We start from the raw sequence: 19,296 nt of genomic DNA on the forward strand, positions 1-19,296 counted from the left end.
GCCTTTTTTATTTGCCCGAAGCAATACAGCCCAAATAGATTTCGGCTACTTCAGATTCAGCCAGTACTTCTGCAGCAGTCCCAATAGTCGCTCCTGTGGTAATCACATCGTCCAATAGCAGCACTCGTTTTCCTTTTATATCTTTATTTTTTTCAATCTTGTACAACGAATCCACGTTTTGCCATCGACCTACTTTTCCTTTTTTGGTTTGCGTACTTACATTCTTTGTGCGGATCATAGCATCGTTTATTACTTTGATGCCCGTAATTTTATTAAGTCCTCTCGCTATTACTTCACTTTGATTATAACCCCTTTTTCTTTGTTTGCTTTTATGAAGAGGTACAGGGATAATAGCATCAATTTTCGCCTTTTCTATTTCCTCCTTAATATAATTGGCAAACCATTCGCCTAGAAGTAGTCCTATGGGAGCGTTGTTTTTATACTTGAGTTCATGTAAAAGTTTCTGAGCTATTCCGTCTTTGTTGAATTTCATGAAACAAAATGCGCCCTTGACTTTTAAATTTCCAGAGGTCATTTGAATTAATGGATTGGGATCCATCTGATGATATTGAGTCAAAGGAAAATCACGAAAACACCTAAGGCATATTCTTTCTTCTCCTTCCACCAATGCAACATCACAGTTATAGCAAACATTTGGATATATGAGAGAAATAAAGTCTTTCCAGTATTTTTTTATCATCTTTTGAAAATTAACCCGCTGGCTTTTCTATTTCAAACATAAGGTAGAATATCTTTGATATTACTGTAAATCTGTCAGAAACTAAGTATTAGAATGCTCAAAAAAGATTTGGACCTGGAGAGGAAGTGGGTGAAGCTACGTGAACGACTCAAAGAGGTGTTGGGCAGAAAGCCTGCTGATCTCAAAGGTGTTTTGTTTCTGATCGGAGTTCAAGAATTAGGGAGAGGATATGAAAACTTCTCAAAGGAAGAAAAACAAGACCTCATCCACCTTGGTATCTGCAAATGTCTCAGCTTTTCTGGTTTTTATGAACTTGAAGGCACTGATGCTGATGGCTGGCCGCACTGGACCCTAAAAAAAGAACTACCTCATTTTGATATACTTGAACAAGAAAAATTGCTTAAGATGCATGTGTTAGAATATTTTACTGAAGAAATTGGTATTATTAAATAAGTGGGCGTTCTAAATAAATATCTAATTTTTCTGCACTTGGCTGTTTATGCATTTCTCATGGTTTCATGTGAAACTTCATCGAATAGCATACGACTCAATTCTAAACCTTCTAGTAAGGTTCTCAGACTCAATTTTCGCGATAATATTTTGGAGGTAAATCCACTAAATGTCAATAACAAAACAGAACAGTTTGTAGTAGATTTAATTTTTGACAAGTTTTTCAACTCTGATGGTTCGTCTTCCTTATTTGAGAACTTAGCTTTTGATTCTCTCGACAACCGTTATACTTTCCAATTAAAATCTAACAAGGCCTTTCACGATGGCAGCATGGTTAGTTCTGAATCTATTCGGCAACATTTCAAATATCTATTGCAAAATCAATTTCATAAAGCCCCAATACAAGAACTGTTCTCATCAATGGATGGTTTTACGCTCATAGACTGGTATCGCAATAACCGTAACATTTTAGATTCAATACCTAGAGGGTTTCAAATACACAATGACAGTCTATTTAGTATTAAAATGCTTAATAATTATGAGAACCTGCCTAAACTGCTTCAAAACGAACATTTTTCATTATTCAAATTAAACAACAAATCATTTGTTGGAAGTGGGCCTTTTGAATTAGTAAATCTTAATGAGGACATTTCAGCCCAATTGATTCGAAGAGACGGGCGAAGTCAGCTGATTCAATCCATTGAGCTTAGTTTTATGAAGAATTCGGATCTGGCGTATTCAGAGTTTTTCCGTGGCTCACTAGATCTAGTATTTTATTCTCCTCACAAGCTGGAAAAAACTAAGCACTCATCCCAACTAGATAAAATCTATAATACTAAGTATGCTCCGTATCAAATTTGCCGTACGAATGAATCCAGAATAAAATACATGCGCATTGATATTCAGGATACCACTTTTACCATGAAAATATTATCAGAAATTAAAATGGATAATAAATACATCTACTCAAACAGCATCCAGAATTACTTGTATTCTGACGAGTTAGATAGTCTAACTAGTTTAGCAATAGATTCTAGTGATTTTGAAATATCATGGCGCTCTGATATTTCTAATGAAACTAAAGATTATTTCAAGAATACTCCTGACTTTAAATTTGTTAAGAGTAAAAATTCAAATCCTACCGAGCCACAAATCGTTATAAAAGAAGAATTCGTTGAATTTGTATATTCAAATGAAGAAAAGTCATTAGAAAAAATAATGCAGGATAAACTTAAAATGCATTCTCAGTCAACATTTTTACTTTTAGATGTAGATTATAGCTATGTTATTTTTAGTAACAGATTAAAAGGTATTGAGCGAGGACATAGTTTAAGCAAAATGGTCCAACATGCCTACTTTGAAAACGCAAAAACATATTAAATACTAATTTGAATCAAACTTCCAACATATTAAAGAACAAAATAAATGACTTCAAGAGTAGATATTTCCTAAATATCTTAATAAAAAATGTCATCCTATTTTTTGCTCTTTTATTAACCTATTATCTGATAATTACAGGGTTAGAAAATTCGTTTTCGCCCAATTCAACAGGAAGGACTATTCTATTTTTTGCTAGTTTAATATTGTTATTAATACTATTATTCAAATTAGTTATACAGCCTTATTTAAACTTTATTCGAGCAGATAGGCAAATAAGTGATGAAAAGGCTGCCAAATTCATTGGTGAGTTTTTTCCAGAAATAAACGATAAGTTACTGAATGCCATTCAGTTAGGCAAAATTACAACCGCAGACAACAGTCTAGTCGTTGCCAGTATCGAAAAACGCAAATTAGAAATTTCTCCTTTCGAATTTAAATCAAGTATTGACTTAAAATCTAACAAAAAATATATCAAGTATGTAGTTTACCCTAGCCTTATTTTGCTTTTACTTTTTCTTTTTGTCCCACAATATTTGACAGAAAGTGCCAACCGAATGGTAAACTATGACAAAGAGTTTTCTTCTGAATTTTTATTTACCATTAAGCCAATCAATAAAAATTTTCGGGCATTTAGAAATGAGGATTTTGTATTTGAAGTAGCTGTTTCTGGTTCGGTTATTCCTGAACATGTCTATGTAGAAATTTCAGGAAGAAAGGCAAAAATGAAGACAAATGCACAGGGCCATTTTGATTACACCTTTGCCAAAGTACAAAACAATTTCTCCTTTAGAGTTGAAGCTTCCGGTTATCGGTCTGAATTGTATCAAGTAGAGGTCTTGCGAAGACCTGATATTAAAGCATTTAATATTAGCCTTGATTACCCCAATTATACTGGTAAAAAGAATGAGTCTCTTGAAAACATAGGTAACCTTACCATTCCCGAAGGCACTCAAGTCCTATGGAGAATAAAAACAATTGAAACTCGCTCTGTACAAATGGAATTTGGACAAGAAAAGACTCCAGTATCATTAGAATCTTCTGGTAATCAATTATTTGAGTTTAAAAAGAAGGTTCATCGAAGCGATTCTTATCAACTATTATTAGAAAATAATCATAGTCAAAATAAAGATTCTATTAGCTATAACATTGAAGTGATCAAAGATGAGTTTCCCAAAATTTCGGTAGACATCTTTAATGACACAACACTATTTGCCTTTGTAGTTTTGAACGGATTGATTAGTGACGATTATGGAATTTCCAAACTCGAATTTGTCTACAATAAAAATAATATTGAAAATTCATATCCCATTCCATTCAACAAAAACTTAACATCCCAAAATTATTTCTACCAATGGAAACTGGATACTTTGAATGTAAAAGAAGGGGAATCTTTAGAGTATTTTGTTCGCGTATGGGACAATGACGGTATTAATGGCCTTAAACCATCCCAATCCTCTACATATACCTTTAAGCTTCCAGAAAAGAAGGATATCAAAGACAAACTCGATAAACAAGCCTTGGGAGCTAAAAAGGAGCTTGACAAATCTCTGGAAGAAGCGCAAGACCTCAATGATCAAATCAAAGACATTCAAAATGACCTAAAAAGCAAGGAAAATTTGAATTGGCAAGAGAACAAAAAAATAAATGACTTGATCAAGCAAAAAGAAAAACTAGAAGAAGCACTTAATCAAATCAATCAACAGAATAAAGACCTCGCTAAAAAGCAAGAAAGATTTAACCAACCCAATGAAAAGCTTCAGCAAAAAGTAGAGCAGTTGCAAAAGTTGATGGATGACATCCTCGATGATGAAACCAAAAAATTATACGATGAACTAAAAAAACTGCTCGAAGAACAAAATGATTCAGATGAAATACAACAAACCATGGATCAGATTGAAAACAAAGAAGAAAACCTTCAAAAAGAAATTGAGAGAGCCATTGAAATGTTCAAGCGCATGCAATTCGATTATAAAATGGATGAAATCATCAATGATTTGGATAAGCTCAGCAAAGAACAAGAAAAACTTTCTGAAGAAAGTCTTGATAAACAGAAAGACAATGAATCCTTACAAGCTGAGCAACAAAAATTGAACGAATCTTTCGAAGAAGTAAAAGAGCAAATTGACAAATTAGAAGAGCTTAATCAAGAAATGAAACAACCAGAAAATCTTGAAGACTTCGACCAGGATGAATCAGATATTCAAAACGAACAGAAACAAAGCACAGAATTGCTAGAACAAAATAAAAGAAAGAAGTCATCACAATCACAGAAAAACGCTTCTGATAAAATGAAGCAAATGAAAAAGAAAATGGAAGAGATGCAAACAAGCATGGAAATGACCATGATGCAAGAAAATCTCGATCATTTACGAGACATCGTTGACAACTTAGTTAAAGTATCTTTTGATCAGGAGAAGATATTGACTGACTTCAAAGGAGTGAATCAAAGTGATCCTCGGTATGTTACGCTTTCTCAAGAACAGCTCAAACTAAAAGATGATGCAAAAATTATTGAGGATAGCTTACTCTCTCTGGCCAGCCGCGTATTCCAAATTCAAAGTTTCGTAACAAGAGAAGTCGATGCAATGAATGATGAAATTGAAGCCAGTCTACAAGGTCTTAAAGATCGTCGAAAATCAGAAGCGACGACCCATCAGCAATACGCCATGACATCAATCAATAACCTTGCACTCCTTTTGGATGATGTCTTACAACAAATGCAACAACAAATGGCCGAATCTATGGGTAAGCCCAAAAAAGGAAAAGGTGAAAAACAAAACAACCCTGGTTTATCTGATCTACAAAAACAATTGAATCAGAAAATAGAAGACCTAAAGAAAAGTGGCAAATCAGGAAGGCCACTTTCCAAAGAGCTTGCCGAATTGGCTGCCGAACAAGAAATGCTTCGAAACGAACTTCAAAAGCTTCAAAATGAACTGGGAGAAAATGAAGGAGGTGCAGGAAAGAATATAAAAGAAGCCATTGAAAAAATGGAAAAGACGGAACAAGATCTTGTCAATAAAAGAATAACTCAAGAAACCATTAATCGACAAAAAGACATTCTCACTCGTATGCTTAAGGCAGAAGATGCCTTACGCGAAAGGGAACTAGATGACAAGAGAGAAGCAGAGCAAGCTGACAATTACAACAGAGCCTTTCCGCCTGAATTCGAAGAATATATTAAAGCCAAACAAAAAGAACTTGAATTGTTAAATACCGTTCCACCTAAAATGAATCCTTATTATAAGGAAGAAGTAAATAAATATTTCCGTAGGTTGAATGAACAGTAATATATTTGTGACCAAATTGATTAACAAAGAATAATGGACGCCATCAAAATTCAGATTCCGTCGCTTTCAGAAAACATCAGAATAATAGAAAGCTTCATTGACAACGCTAAAGAACAGTATAATTTTACTGATGACATCTATGGCAACATTATGATTGCAGTAACAGAATCTGTTAACAACGCCATTGTACATGGTAATCAATCAGACAAGTCAAAAAATGTTCACTTGTCGCTAAACCTAGATGACAATCAGGTAAAGTTTACTATTGAAGATGAAGGGGCTGGTTTTGATTATAACAATCTACCAGATCCAACTGCTCCTGAGAACCTTGAAAAGCCTGGTGGTAGAGGGATTTTCTTAATGAAAAATCTATGCGATGAAGTATCCTTTGCCGATAATGGAAAGAGAGTCGAACTTAGTTTTTACTTACCCTAATGGATCAAATTAATTTCTTTTATGAAGACACAGGGTTTGAACTCATTCATAAAGAAATCATTACCTCTTGGATAGAACACACCATTCAGTCCGAAAATCACAAACTATCTGAAATCAACTATGTTTTTTGTTCTGATGAATATCTACATCAGATCAATGTTGATTATTTACAACACGATTATTACACAGACATCATCACATTTGATAATTCTGAAGATAAGGGAATTGTAGAGAGCGACATCTTCGTAAGTGTAGAGCGCGTTCAAGACAATGCGCAAGACCAAGGAATACCCTTTGAAGATGAACTTCGTAGAGTAATAATACATGGCGTGTTACACTTACTTGGTTACAACGACAAGTCAGACACGGAGCAGGCAACCATGAGAGAAAAAGAGAATGCTTATTTATCTTTGCCGCAATTTCAGATATAAGAAAATTTAAAACGTTTCACGTGGAACACTTCATTACAGTTTACCCAACTGTTTCACGTGGAACATAAGACGATATTTCATGTTTCCACAATATGACGTAATAGTAGTAGGGGCAGGACATGCCGGATGCGAAGCAGCAGCAGCAGCAGCAAACATGGGCTCCAAGGTGATGCTCGTCACCATGAATATGAACACGATAGCACAGATGTCTTGCAACCCAGCAATGGGAGGTGTAGCTAAAGGACAGATCGTTAGAGAAATAGATGCGCTAGGTGGATACTCCGGAATTATATCGGACAAGTCCATGATTCAATTTAGAATGCTAAACAAGTCTAAAGGCCCCGCCATGTGGAGTCCAAGAACTCAGAATGATAGAATGAGATTTGCTGAAGAATGGCGAATAGCATTGGAACAAACTCCTAATGTAGATTTCTGGCAAGAGATGGTGTCCGGACTCATCATTAAAGGAAATCAGGTTGTTGGGGTACGAACCAGTATGGGACTTGAAATACTCGGTAAGTCAGTAGTACTCACCAATGGAACATTTCTGAATGGTCTCATTCATATTGGTGAAAAGCGTTTTGGAGGTGGAAGAACAGGAGAGAAGGCTGCTACTGGTATAACAGAACAATTGGTAGAATTAGGCTTTGAGTCTGGTAGAATGAAAACGGGAACGCCACCCAGAGTAGATGGTAGATCTTTGAATTGGGATGTCATGGAAGAACAACCTGGCGATGAAACACCTGGTAAGTTCTCATTCACAGATACTGAACCTTTGAAGAATCAAAGGCCTTGTCATATCACATATACCAACTCCGAGGTACATGAAATACTCAAGACTGGATTTGAAAAATCTCCCATGTTTACAGGAAGAATTAAAGGATTGGGGCCCAGGTACTGTCCTTCTATAGAAGACAAAATCAACCGTTTTGCTGAGCGAGAAAGACATCAAATATTTGTCGAGCCAGAAGGTTGGAATACGGTTGAAATCTATGTCAATGGGTTCTCTACCAGCTTACCTGAAGATGTTCAATACAAAGCCATAACTAAGATACCAGGCTTTGAAAAGGTAAAAATGTTTCGTCCTGGTTATGCTATTGAGTATGATTATTTTCCACCTACACAATTACAACCGACGCTCGAAACTAAGCTCATAGCAAACCTATACTTTGCTGGTCAAATAAACGGAACGACCGGATATGAAGAAGCCGCCAGTCAAGGACTAATGGCCGGAATAAATGCGCACAATAAAGTAAAAGAGAAAGATCCATTCGTATTAGGAAGATCAGAAGCTTATATTGGCGTACTTATAGATGACCTTATCAACAAAGGCACAGACGAGCCTTACCGAATGTTTACATCAAGAGCTGAATTCAGAATACTACTACGACAAGATAATGCTGATATCAGGTTAACCGAAATAGGCTACAAACTAGGGTTAGCCTCGCAAAACAGATTGGATACTGTCAATCAGAAAATAGCAGATACTGATGAACTAATCAATCAACTAAAAAAGATTAAAGTAAAGCCTGAAGAGATTAACGGGAAACTCCAGGAGATTAACTCAGCTACTATAAAGGAAAAAACACCTTTGATTAATTTTCTAAGGAGACCTGAACTAGATATTCATGATATAGTTTCATTTCATAATGAAGTCTTGGAACTATCTAAAAACACTTCTACAGAAATACTAGAACAAGCTTCAATTCTAGTGAAATACGAAACGTATATAGAAAAAGAAAAAAGTCTCGCTGATCAAATGGGCAACCTTGACAATAAGAAAATACCAGGTAATTTCAATTACAAAAATATTCCTGCACTCTCTGCAGAAGCAAAAGAAAAACTATCTAATATTAAACCTAGTAATCTCGGGCAAGCCTCACGGATAAGTGGAGTCAATCCCGCAGATATTTCTGTATTGATGGTTTATATGGCTCGATAATTTATGTACGAAAAAGTAGAGTTTTGTCCCTCCTGTAATTCCAAGGAGTTTAAAAATCATATCATATGCGACGACTATACTGTCTCACAGGAAAGTTTCGCCATTATGAAATGTTCCAACTGTAGCTTACTAGTTACATCCCCACGACCGGATAAAGAATCGATTGGCCAATACTATCAATCCACTGATTACATCTCTCATACAAACAAAGCCAACAGCATAATAAACTGGGTATATAAGATTGCACGGAGCTACACCCTTCGAAAGAAATTCAAATTAATAAGTCGTCTTGCTTCTAAAAAATCAATACTTGACTATGGATGTGGTACAGGTCATTTACTCAACTATATACAGACTCATAAAGACTGGAAAACTATAGGAGTAGAACCAGATGAAATGGCCAGAACACTAGCCATTAGTGACCATGATCTTAATGTAGTAGGTTCATTGGAAGATCTACCAGATAAGAAATTTGGAGTCATCACACTATGGCATGTTCTTGAACATGTTCATGATTTAAATAAAACAATACAAACACTTAGAAAACATCTATCAAAAAAAGGACGATTAGTCATTGCTGTTCCTAACCCAGACTCATTGGATCAACAAATCTATCAAAAATACTGGGCAGCCTATGATGTTCCTCGTCACTTATTTCACTTTAACCAATTGACTATCAGTGAATTGATGAAATACAATAATTTTGTATTAGAAGAAACGCATCCCATGAAACTCGATGCTTATTATGTAAGCTTACTAAGCGAAAAACACAAATATGGAAAAACTAACTACCTTAAATCATTTATAAATGGTTGGAAATCAAATACTTGGGCTTCCAAAAACAACAATAACTACTCAAGCTTGATCTATATATTCAAAAAGGCATGAAATCAATCTTTCCATTTTTTCTACTTTTAGTTTCTATCTACATCTATTCTTGTGCCAATCAAGGCACACCTACAGGAGGACCTAGAGATACAATACCTCCATTACTTTTAGAATCTACTCCAGAAAACAAGTCAATCAACTATAAAGGAAAGGAATTCAAATTTGTCTTTGATGAAAAAATCAATGCTGACAAACTTAAAAGTCAGTTGCTCATCACCCCTCATATAGAAAACAAATACAATGTCAAGATCAAAAAGAATGAACTTACTTTAACCTTTGAGGACAACTTTCAAGATAGCACCACCTACACGCTTAATTTCTCAGAAGGTCTAGTTGATATCACTGAAAAGAATCCTGCCATCAATTTAAGTTTAGCCTTCTCCACTGGTCATTATATTGACTCTATCTATGTCAATGGAAAAATTACCAATCTTTATACCAACAAAGACCAAGAAGCATTTGTTGTTGGGCTTTATCTAATTACCGATTCACTAGATATATTGGAAGACCAGCCACGCTATTTTACTAAAACAAATGAGCGCGGACAATTCCTCATAGAAAATATTAAAAATGGCTATTACAAAATCATCACTTTTAAAGATGAGAATAAAAACTTAGTGCTTGATCCCGAAAATGAATCTCACGGTTTTTTATCTGATTCAATCGATCTCAGTCAATCGCAAGATTCAGTCAGAATACAATCCCAAATCATCGATGCAAATCCTTTGGAATTTATTAGATCAAAAACTACTGGACGATATTTCGATATGCAATACAATAAAGCATTTATCAACTATAAAATCACAAAACTTGATTCTACAAGTTCACTTATCATTCCTCCAAACAATAGATACAAAGGCAATACTATTCTCAGATTCTATCCAACAAAAGAATTTAAGTTTGACATTGACAGTTTAGGAATTGTTCTAGCAGCAACGGATACTTTATTCAACACAGTAGTGGATACTACTTACATCAAATTTTCGGAAACTTCTAGAAAGCCTGAAAAATTTAAAGCTACCTATCTGCCATCCAACAATGAGTACATAGATCCATTATTGGTTCATACTTACCACTTTGATAAACCCATCAAAACATTTTATAAAGACAGTATTTTAATTTCATACGACACGTTAAAATACGAGTACATTCATGACTCCACCATTCAATGGAATAACAATAAGACAAAACTCACATTCGAAACGATCGTCGACAAAAACTATCTAAAAACAGAAATCGATACTTTACTTAAAATATATGGTGATACTGCAATTACAGATTCGATCTATCTAGCCAAACGAGATTACTATTCAAAAGTAAAAACCAATCAAATCGGTCTCTCATTCCCAAAAGGAACTTTTATCAGTGTAGAAGACGACAGCACAGAGTCAATTAACCATACTTACAAATTTAAATCATTGGATCAGCTCGGATCAGTGAGTGGTCAAATCACCACTTCATATACGTCCTTTACGTTACAATTAGTCAATACCAATTATCAAATTATAGAAGAAGTGAAAAACACCAATACTTTTAACTTTCAATATGTAAAACCTGGAAAATACACATTCCGTGTTATGATAGACAACAACAATGATGGACATTGGTCCTATGGTAACATTCTCAAAGATCAAACACCAGAACAAGTCTATTTCTATCCAGAAATATTTGATGTGAGAGCCAATTGGCAACTTGAAAATATCAAAGTATCCTTCTAATTTCCTTGTGGATAAAATGTAAATCAAGCTAGAATAACCGGTTGACTAAACTTGACAAATCAAAAACTATCCACTCTTCTACAATACCAAAAGGATAACTTTTTCGTACTTGATATATATCAACAATTTCTCCTTTTCAATTGGAATGTAAATAAGTAATTCACAACTGAGAAACTACCTGTTGATAACTCAATACCAAACTAAAAATCAATAACTTATGATGTGAATAAAATGTATCTAGATAAAAGTAATACACCAATCAATAACAAAACATAAAAACTAAAACACTTATACACATATCCACCGTCCTAATAAATAATAATAATTTCTTTAATCTATATTTTTATTTTAAGGGAATGGTCAAATTGTGGACAACTGAAAGATGAAGACATTCTATTATCTGATATTAATAATAATCCCCTCACTTGCGGCGGCGCAGAATTCAAATCAAGTTCAGCTGGCCAACGAATATTATATAAATGGTGAATTGGACAAGGCGCTAGACATTTATGAAAAGCTGTCAGGAAATCCACAATACATTCAGCAGATTCACAACAACTATTTAGACATACTAATTTCTAAAGGTGATTTCAAATCGGCTGAGAAACATCTAAAAAAAGCAAGACGCTATTATCCATCCAATGTTTATTATCAAATAGATCATGGGCTCCTATATCAACAAATGGGAGAGGAAGAAAAAGCAGATAAAATTTTTAATGAAACGATTGAAAACTCAAAGGAGAACAAATACTTAATTGGCACAGCTGCTCAATACTTTGTAAGTAAGCAATTGACTTCCTACGCACTAAAATCCTATCAGCAAGCTAGAAAAAGTGATAAGGACAAAAACAGTTATGCACTAGAACTTGCCAACATTTATCGACTGATGGATAAACAGTCAGAAATGATTGAAGAATATTTGGTGTTTGCTACGATCCGACCAAGCAACTTGAGATATGTAAAAAACATTCTTCAGAATATTCTCCAAAAGGAAGAAGACATTTCAAATTTTAAAGATATTCTGATTGACAAAGTTCAGAGAAACCCCAATGAGAAAATTTATCCTGAATTATTGATTTGGGTCAACCTTCAGCAAAATGATTTTTATGGTGCTTTCATTCAAGCCAAAGCTGTGGATAAAAAATTTAAGACACATGGGATTAGAGTTATGCAAATCGGAAATATTGCATTGGACAACAAAGCCTATGATGATGCAATTGAGATATTTACTTACGTTTCCAAAACTTATCCAAATACAGGAATCTATATTACAGCACGCCGACAAACTATTAAAGCCAGAGAAGAAAAAGTAAAAAATGACTTTCCAGTCGAGCTGCAGGCCATTCGTGAATTGACGTATGATTATAAACAATTGATTTTGGATATAGGAGTTAATGCACAAACGATCGAAGCGTTTCGAAGCAAAGCGTTACTACATGCCTTTTATCTTGATGAGCTCGATTCTGCCATTAGCATTCTTGATGAAATAATTAAAGCTCCTAGAATTAACCCATCTCTCAAGGCTAAAAGCAAAATGGATCTAGGTGATATTTACTTATTGATTGGAGATCCGTGGGAAGCAACCTTACTTTATTCACAAGTAGAAAAAGATAATAAGGACAGCCCAATAGGTTATGAAGCAAAATTAAAAAATGCCCAACTCAATTATTACCAAGCAAATTTTGAACTAGCCAAAAGTCATTTGGATATTTTAAAATTGGCTACTACTAGAGAAATAGCCAATGATGCACTATCGCTTAGTTTACTAATTCAGGACAATACAGCTTTAGATTCATCGGATTTTGTGATGAAAGAATTTGCATCTATCGAATTGATGCTATTCCAAAATAAAAAGGAAAGTGCCTTAGTTGCATTTTCTGAAATGTTGGAAAAATACCCAGGTCATTCCCTTACCGACGAGATCTATTGGAAAATGGCTCGGATCAATATAGAATTGGGAAATTTCGAAAATGCACAATTGGAACTACAAGCCATACGGTCGGACTATCCAACTGACATATTGGGTGATGATGCCATGTTTTTAATGGCTCAAATTTATGAAGAACATCTTCATGACTACGCTAAAGCAATGGAGATATATAAGGATTTTCTAATTACCTATCCAGGAAGCGTTTATGTTGCTGAAGCAAGAAAAAGATTCAGATCCTTAAGAGGAGATAATATAAATTAATAGCCCCACAATCAGTTTCTCATAAGTAAATCGAGAATTACAAAATATAGTATGCATGCATAACATATTTTGTATATCTTTGGAATCCACCGAAAGATACTTACTTAATTTGAGAAGCACATGCGCAAAGAAGAAACGGTAGATTATCACATTAAAGTAGTCTGGCACGCCATCTCTAGAATGTATAATCAGGGAGGTGCAATGAAAGGCATTACAGCCTCTTCTGGATTTGTACTTTTAAATATTGATCAGGAAGAAGGTACACCCGCTACTAAAATTGCTCCACTACTTGGAATGGAATCTAGAAGTTTGACGCGTATGTTGAAAACTATGGAAGAGACTGGTTTGATCTATCGCGAGCGTGATACTGAGGACAAAAGATCAGTTCGCATATTTCTTACTGAGGCTGGAAAAAAACAAAGAGACTTCTCAAGAAAAGCAGTCATCTTTTTTAATGAAAAAGTTCGTGAAGCTGTACCACCCAAAAAATTAGAAGCCTTTTTTGAAGTGATGACTGCTATCGATAGCATAATAGAAGAAAATAAAAATCTTGACCAAAAAATACAATTAATTGAAAATGAATAGAGCTATAAAAAAAGTGGCGATTCTCGGATCCGGTATCATGGGATCGAGGATTGCATGTCATTTTGCAAACATTGGAGTAGAAGTTCTACTCCTTGATATTGTGCCATTAGAATTGGATGATGCCGAAAAAGCAAAGGGTCTAACTTTGGAAGATAAGGCAGTTCGAAATAGAATAGTCGACACAGCGTTTCAAAATACTTTGAAAGCTAAACCTGCCTCTCTTTACGATTCAAAAAAAGCCAGTCTTGTCACCTTAGGAAATTTTGACGACGACATGTCAAAAATTTCTGAATATGACTGGATCATGGAAGTCGTTGTAGAAAGACTCGACATCAAAAAAATTGTTTTCGAGCAAGTCGAAAAATACAGAAAGCCAGGAACACTGATTACATCCAATACTTCAGGTATTCCTATTAATTTTATGGCTGAAGGTCGAAGTGAAGATTTCAAAAAGCATTTCTGTGGAACGCACTTCTTCAACCCTCCGAGATATTTGAGATTGTTGGAAATCATCCCAACTAAAGAAACAAATCCTGAAGTAGTAGATTTCTTGATGAGCTATGGAGATCTTTTCTTAGGAAAAGAAACCGTACTGTGTAAAGACACTCCAGCATTTATTGCTAACAGAATTGGGATCTATGCGATCATGTCCGGGATGCATGCAGTTGAAAAAATTGGCCTCACCGTTGGTGAGGTGGACAAACTCACGGGCCCAATCATCGGGCGAGCAAAATCAGCCACTTTCAGAACCATGGATGTAGTTGGGCTTGATACCACAGTCAATGTGGCCAACAATTTGTATGAAGGTTTGCCAAATGATGAGTCCAGGGAAAAATTCAAACTTCCAAAAATTGTAAAGGAACTCTACGATAGAAAATGGTGGGGAGACAAAACCAAACAAGGTTATTTTAAAAAGACCGTTGACGAAAATGGTAAAAAAGAAATCCTTGAGCTTAATCTAAAAACTTTTGAATATGGTCCAAGGACCAAAGGACATTTCGATGCCATTGGTGAAGTCAAAGATCTTGAAAACGTAAAAGAGCGAATTCCTATTTTGGTAAATTCAGATGGCAAAGCCGGAGAGTTTTACAGAACAACCTTTTACGACATGTTCAAATATTGTTCGATGCGAATTCCAGAAATTGCAGATGAGCTTTACAGAATAGATAACGCGGTAGCTGCAGGATTCGCCTGGGAAATTGGACCATTCGCCACATGGGATGTACTCGGCGTGAAAGAGACTGCAGCCAAAATGGAAGAGGCAGGTATGAAACCAGCCGATTGGGTTGGCGAAATGCTGGCAGCAGGTCATGAGAGTTTTTACAAATTCGAAAATGGTAAAAAACTGTACTACGATATACCATCGAAAGCATACAAAGTAATTCCAGGAACAGAAGGTCTTATCCTCCTTGATGCATTTAAGGAAAACAATATCGTTTATCAAAATCCTGGGTGCACGCTTTATGATATAGGAGATGGTATTTTGAATTTGGAATACCATACCAAAATGAACGCCATGGGTGCCGAGATTATCGAAGGTATCAATGCTGCGATTTCAAAAGCAGAAGAAAGTTATAGAGGATTGGTGATTGGAAATGAAGGTCAGAATTTTTCTGCTGGAGCGAACTTGGCCATGCTATTTATGTATGCAGGAGATCAGGACTTTGATGAAATCAACATGATGATTGGACATTTCCAAAATACCATGATGAGAGCCAGATATTCTTCTATCCCCGTGGTAGTTGCAACTTCAGGTATGGCACTTGGTGGTGGTTGTGAATTGTCTTTGCATTCGGATCATATTCAAGCACACACCGAAACCTACATGGGATTAGTAGAAGTGGGTGTAGGTCTGATCCCTGGAGGGGGCGGAACCAAAGAAATGACATTGAGAACTTCGGATGCATATAGAGCTGGTGACCCAGAACTCAATGTCCTACAAGAAAATTTCATGACCATTGCAACTGCTAAGGTTGCGACTTCTGCTTATGAAGCTAAAGATTTAGGATTTATCAGAAAGTCAGACGATTTCACCTTAAACAGAGCTAGGCTTTTGGCTGATGCCAAAAACAAGGCGATCGAAATGGCGGAAGCCGGCTATACGCAGCCTGCACAAAGAACGGATATAAAAGTTCAAGGAAAATCTGGTTTGGCGATGTTCGAAGCAGGTGTTGCGGGCATGAGATATGGAAATTACATTTCCGATCATGATATGAAAATTGCCAAGAAAATTTCTTGGGTCATGAACGGTGGAGATCTTTCTGCACCGACGTTAGTTTCAGAACAGTACCTACTGGATTTGGAACGTGAAGCGTTCTTGAGTTTGACAGGTGAACCAAAAACTTTAGAACGAATCCATAGCATTTTGTTTAAAGGAAAACCGCTAAGGAACTAAAATTCAGACTTTGGTATTTAGATATTAGACTTTAGACCATGCACAATTTTAGAGAACTAAAAGTTTGGCAAAGAGGAATGGAAATAGTCGTTAATGTATGTAGTTTGATTGACAATTTTCCAGATTCCGAAAAATATGGCCTTGCAAGTCAGATCAAACGGTGTTCTGTTTCGATTCCATCTAACATAGCAGAAGGATCGGGTAGAAATACACCAAATGACTTTGCTCATTTTTTGAATATCTCTATTGGCTCATCTAATGAATTGGAAACGCAATTGATAATTGCTGGAAAATTAGGCTTTATATCAAATACTGAAATTGAGAGGTTGATTTCTGAAATAAACGAATTTCAAAAAATGACTAGAAAATTAATATCAACAGTTAGAGCGGTCTAAGTACTAATATCTAACAACTAAAATCTTATTAAAATGGAAGCATATATAGTAAACGGATATAGAACAGCAATAGGCAAATCAAAAAGAGGTGGGTTTAGATTTACTCGTCCAGATGATTTGGCAGCTGATGTGATCAAGCACTTGGTGGCAGATGTACCAGCACTTGATCCAAAAAGAATTGATGACTTGATCGTGGGGAATGCGATTCCGGAAGCAGAGCAAGGCATGCAAATGGGAAGAATGATTTCATTGCTTTCTTTGCCAATCGAAGTTCCAGGCGTAACGGTGAATAGATATTGCGGATCTGGGTTGGAAACAATTGCAATTGCAGCAGCAAGAATTAAAGCTGGAATGGCAAATTGTATTATCGCAGGTGGAACAGAATCGATGTCTTTGGTTCCTATGTTAGGATACAAAACTGCATTGAACTGGAAAATCGCAGAAAAAACACCTGAATATTATCTGGGTATGGGATTGACTGCGGAAGAGATTGCTGTTGACTACAAAGTTTCTAGAGAAGAAGCGGATGAGTTTTCAGTGAAATCTCACGATAAAGCATTAGCTGCCTTAGCAGAAGGAAAATTCAAAGATGAAATAGTTCCGATCACAGTTAAGGAAACCTATGTAAACGAAGAAGGCAAAAAAGCAGAACGTGAATATGTGGTGGATACCGACGAAGGACCAAGAGCAGGAACTTCTATGGAAGCTTTGGCTAGACTAAAACCCGCATTCAAAATGGGTGGAGTGGTTACCGCGGGTAATTCTTCTCAAACTTCTGATGGGGCTGCTTTTGTCATGGTGATGTCAGAAGCTATGGTCAAAGAATTGAAATTGGAGCCGGTGGCTAGAATGGTAACTTATACCGCCGCAGGAGTTGATCCAAGAATTATGGGCATTGGTCCAGTAGCAGCTATTCCAAAAGCATTGAAGCAAGCAGGTTTAAAATTGAATGACATTGATCAATTCGAATTGAATGAGGCATTCGCGACTCAATCATTAGCTGTGATTAAGGAAGCTGGACTTGATCCTGAAAAAATAAATCCAAATGGAGGAGCCATAGCTTTGGGTCATCCACTAGGGTGCTCAGGTGCTAAATTGTCCGTTCAGCTAATCAACGAGATGCGCAGAAGAAAGCAAAAATATGGAATGGTAACTGCCTGTGTAGGTGGAGGCCAAGGTGTAGCTGGAATCTACGAGTTCCTGAAGTAATAGACTTTTTATTATGAGAAAACGCTGATTGCGTAGAAGGCCTTGAGAAATCGAGGCCTTTTTATTTTATCTTTTTACCCAATTGAAAAATAAAATTTTAATTAACTGTTTATTTCAGTATACAATTCTGTTTGGGCAAAATTCAAGTTATAATATTTCCAACTTCTTTGGTTTCTGGTTATTTTTATAGCCCAAGTGGACTTTTTTATTAGACTACTTAGCATACTAATCCAACAAATGACTAGCAGATGATCACGGGCGATCATCTGCTTTTTTTATATTCGCGTTCATCCAATTTTTTTATATCTATTTTTATCTGATGAAAAATCTTACGCTATTGTTTCTCGTATTTATTTTGCTCTCTTGCGCCACAAAAAAGGACGAACCCTTACGCGAAGAAGAATTGATAGGAAAATGGACCAACCTTTCATTGTTGGTAACGATGAAAAGGTTGGAAAAAGAAGACTCGATTTTGCATGCCAGAGAAGGAGAGTGGGAAAAGGTGCTGAAGATCAAACCCATCATATCTGAATTTAAGGAAGATGGGACTTTCACCGCGCAGTACTCCAACCTAAATGAGGAAATCATCAAAGAAGATGAAGGCAAATGGTTTATCAGAAATGACTCGTTGGTCATCGAAGTGGAAGGAAATGAAACTACTTATCATTTTACAGTCAATAATGATCGGGTGATGTACAAGGCTAAATTGGACTGGGATGGAGAAGGTCACAAAAATGATTTCTACGATGGTGTTCAAGTCAAAGTAAAGGAATAGACAGATGCTAAAAGTAGGAGATACTTACGAAACAGAATTCAACATTTCCCAAGAACAGGTAAATGCATTTGCTGAATTATCAGGAGATAAAAATCCCTTGCATATAGACTCCGAATTTGCAGCTACCACTAATTTCAAATCTCCAATTGTGCATGGCATTTTTACTTCAGCTGTCATTTCTAAAGTTTTAGGCATGGAGTTTCCTGGTCCTGGCACTTTTTACCTCAGTCAAAAACTCGATTTTAAAAGAGCGATCTATCCTGGCAAGAGATACATGGCCAAATTTGAAATAATTGAAATTCGAGAAGGGAAGCATATTGCGGTGATCAGTACGCAGTATTTTGAAACGGAAACAGGAAGAAATAGAATCGTTCTCGACGGACAAGCTGAGGTTAAAAATCTTGAGCAAATTCCGTAATGAATTAGGTAGTTCGATAGTCATTAGTATTTTATTTCATAAGAAATAAGTATCCTTTCATTTCTTATGACCGTAAGAAATCTGTCAGTATTCC

The 19,296-nt window shown here is 35.9% G+C and carries 16 protein-coding genes; 15 read left to right on the forward strand and 1 reads right to left on the reverse strand.

Annotated features, from left to right (window positions below):
• Window positions 1–7: 7 nt before the first annotated feature.
• A complete protein-coding gene (locus ABJH98_RS19765) occupies window positions 8–700 on the reverse strand; it encodes a ComF family protein (protein WP_348309510.1) in 693 nt (230 codons plus the stop codon).
• A 93-nt stretch (window positions 701–793) separates the two neighbouring features.
• Here ABJH98_RS19765 and ABJH98_RS19770 point away from each other — a divergent pair, with 93 nt between their 5' ends.
• The 15 genes from ABJH98_RS19770 to ABJH98_RS19840 all read left to right on the forward strand — a co-directional run bounded on the left by ABJH98_RS19770 (window position 794) and on the right by ABJH98_RS19840 (window position 19,202).
• A complete protein-coding gene (locus ABJH98_RS19770) occupies window positions 794–1,153 on the forward strand; it encodes a hypothetical protein (RefSeq protein ID WP_348309511.1) in 360 nt (119 codons plus the stop codon).
• Between the two features lie 417 nt (window positions 1,154–1,570).
• Complete coding sequence (locus tag ABJH98_RS19775; RefSeq protein WP_348309512.1) at window positions 1,571–2,530, forward strand: hypothetical protein; 960 nt, start codon at window positions 1,571–1,573, stop codon at window positions 2,528–2,530.
• A gap of 203 nt (window positions 2,531–2,733) precedes the next feature.
• Window positions 2,734–5,820, forward strand: coding sequence for a DUF4175 family protein (locus ABJH98_RS19780; protein WP_348309513.1), 3,087 nt, complete (start codon window positions 2,734–2,736; stop codon window positions 5,818–5,820).
• 33 nt (window positions 5,821–5,853) lie between these two features.
• Window positions 5,854–6,255, forward strand: coding sequence for an ATP-binding protein (locus tag ABJH98_RS19785; protein ID WP_348309514.1), 402 nt, complete (start codon window positions 5,854–5,856; stop codon window positions 6,253–6,255).
• A complete protein-coding gene (gene ybeY, locus ABJH98_RS19790) occupies window positions 6,255–6,686 on the forward strand; it encodes an rRNA maturation RNase YbeY (RefSeq protein WP_348309515.1) in 432 nt (143 codons plus the stop codon). The genes ABJH98_RS19785 and ybeY overlap by 1 nt, the downstream gene beginning before the upstream one ends.
• A 79-nt stretch (window positions 6,687–6,765) precedes the next feature.
• A complete protein-coding gene (gene mnmG, locus ABJH98_RS19795) occupies window positions 6,766–8,628 on the forward strand; it encodes a tRNA uridine-5-carboxymethylaminomethyl(34) synthesis enzyme MnmG (RefSeq protein WP_348309516.1) in 1,863 nt (620 codons plus the stop codon).
• Between the two features lie 3 nt (window positions 8,629–8,631).
• A complete protein-coding gene (locus ABJH98_RS19800) occupies window positions 8,632–9,516 on the forward strand; it encodes a class I SAM-dependent methyltransferase (RefSeq protein WP_348309517.1) in 885 nt (294 codons plus the stop codon).
• Window positions 9,513–11,234, forward strand: coding sequence for an Ig-like domain-containing protein (locus tag ABJH98_RS19805; protein ID WP_348309518.1), 1,722 nt, complete (start codon window positions 9,513–9,515; stop codon window positions 11,232–11,234). The genes ABJH98_RS19800 and ABJH98_RS19805 overlap by 4 nt, the downstream gene beginning before the upstream one ends.
• 382 nt (window positions 11,235–11,616) lie before the next feature.
• A complete protein-coding gene (locus ABJH98_RS19810) occupies window positions 11,617–13,425 on the forward strand; it encodes a tetratricopeptide repeat protein (RefSeq protein WP_348309519.1) in 1,809 nt (602 codons plus the stop codon).
• A 120-nt stretch (window positions 13,426–13,545) separates the two neighbouring features.
• Entirely contained in the window at window positions 13,546–14,010 is a 465-nt protein-coding gene (locus ABJH98_RS19815; protein WP_348309520.1) for a MarR family transcriptional regulator, read from the forward strand.
• Window positions 14,003–16,405 carry a 3-hydroxyacyl-CoA dehydrogenase/enoyl-CoA hydratase family protein gene (locus ABJH98_RS19820; protein ID WP_348309521.1) on the forward strand — a complete coding sequence of 801 codons (2,403 nt, stop codon included), beginning with the start codon at window positions 14,003–14,005 and terminating at the stop codon, window positions 16,403–16,405. The genes ABJH98_RS19815 and ABJH98_RS19820 overlap by 8 nt, the downstream gene beginning before the upstream one ends.
• A gap of 38 nt (window positions 16,406–16,443) precedes the next feature.
• Window positions 16,444–16,800, forward strand: a complete 357-nt coding sequence (locus ABJH98_RS19825) for a four helix bundle protein (protein ID WP_348309522.1) — start codon at window positions 16,444–16,446, stop codon at window positions 16,798–16,800.
• A 33-nt stretch (window positions 16,801–16,833) separates the two neighbouring features.
• The gene (locus ABJH98_RS19830; RefSeq protein WP_348309523.1) at window positions 16,834–18,009 is read left to right on the forward strand and encodes an acetyl-CoA C-acyltransferase; all 1,176 of its coding nucleotides are present in this window, start codon (window positions 16,834–16,836) and stop codon (window positions 18,007–18,009) included.
• A 319-nt stretch (window positions 18,010–18,328) separates the two neighbouring features.
• Window positions 18,329–18,784 (forward strand): hypothetical protein, encoded by a 456-nt coding sequence (locus ABJH98_RS19835; RefSeq protein WP_348309524.1) that lies wholly within the window; start codon window positions 18,329–18,331, stop codon window positions 18,782–18,784.
• A gap of 4 nt (window positions 18,785–18,788) precedes the next feature.
• Window positions 18,789–19,202, forward strand: a complete 414-nt coding sequence (locus ABJH98_RS19840) for a MaoC family dehydratase (protein ID WP_348309525.1) — start codon at window positions 18,789–18,791, stop codon at window positions 19,200–19,202.
• The last annotated feature ends 94 nt before the right edge of the window (window positions 19,203–19,296 follow it).

Origin of the sequence: Reichenbachiella sp. (genome assembly GCF_039969095.1) — a bacterium.
Taxonomy (GTDB): domain Bacteria; phylum Bacteroidota; class Bacteroidia; order Cytophagales; family Cyclobacteriaceae; genus Reichenbachiella.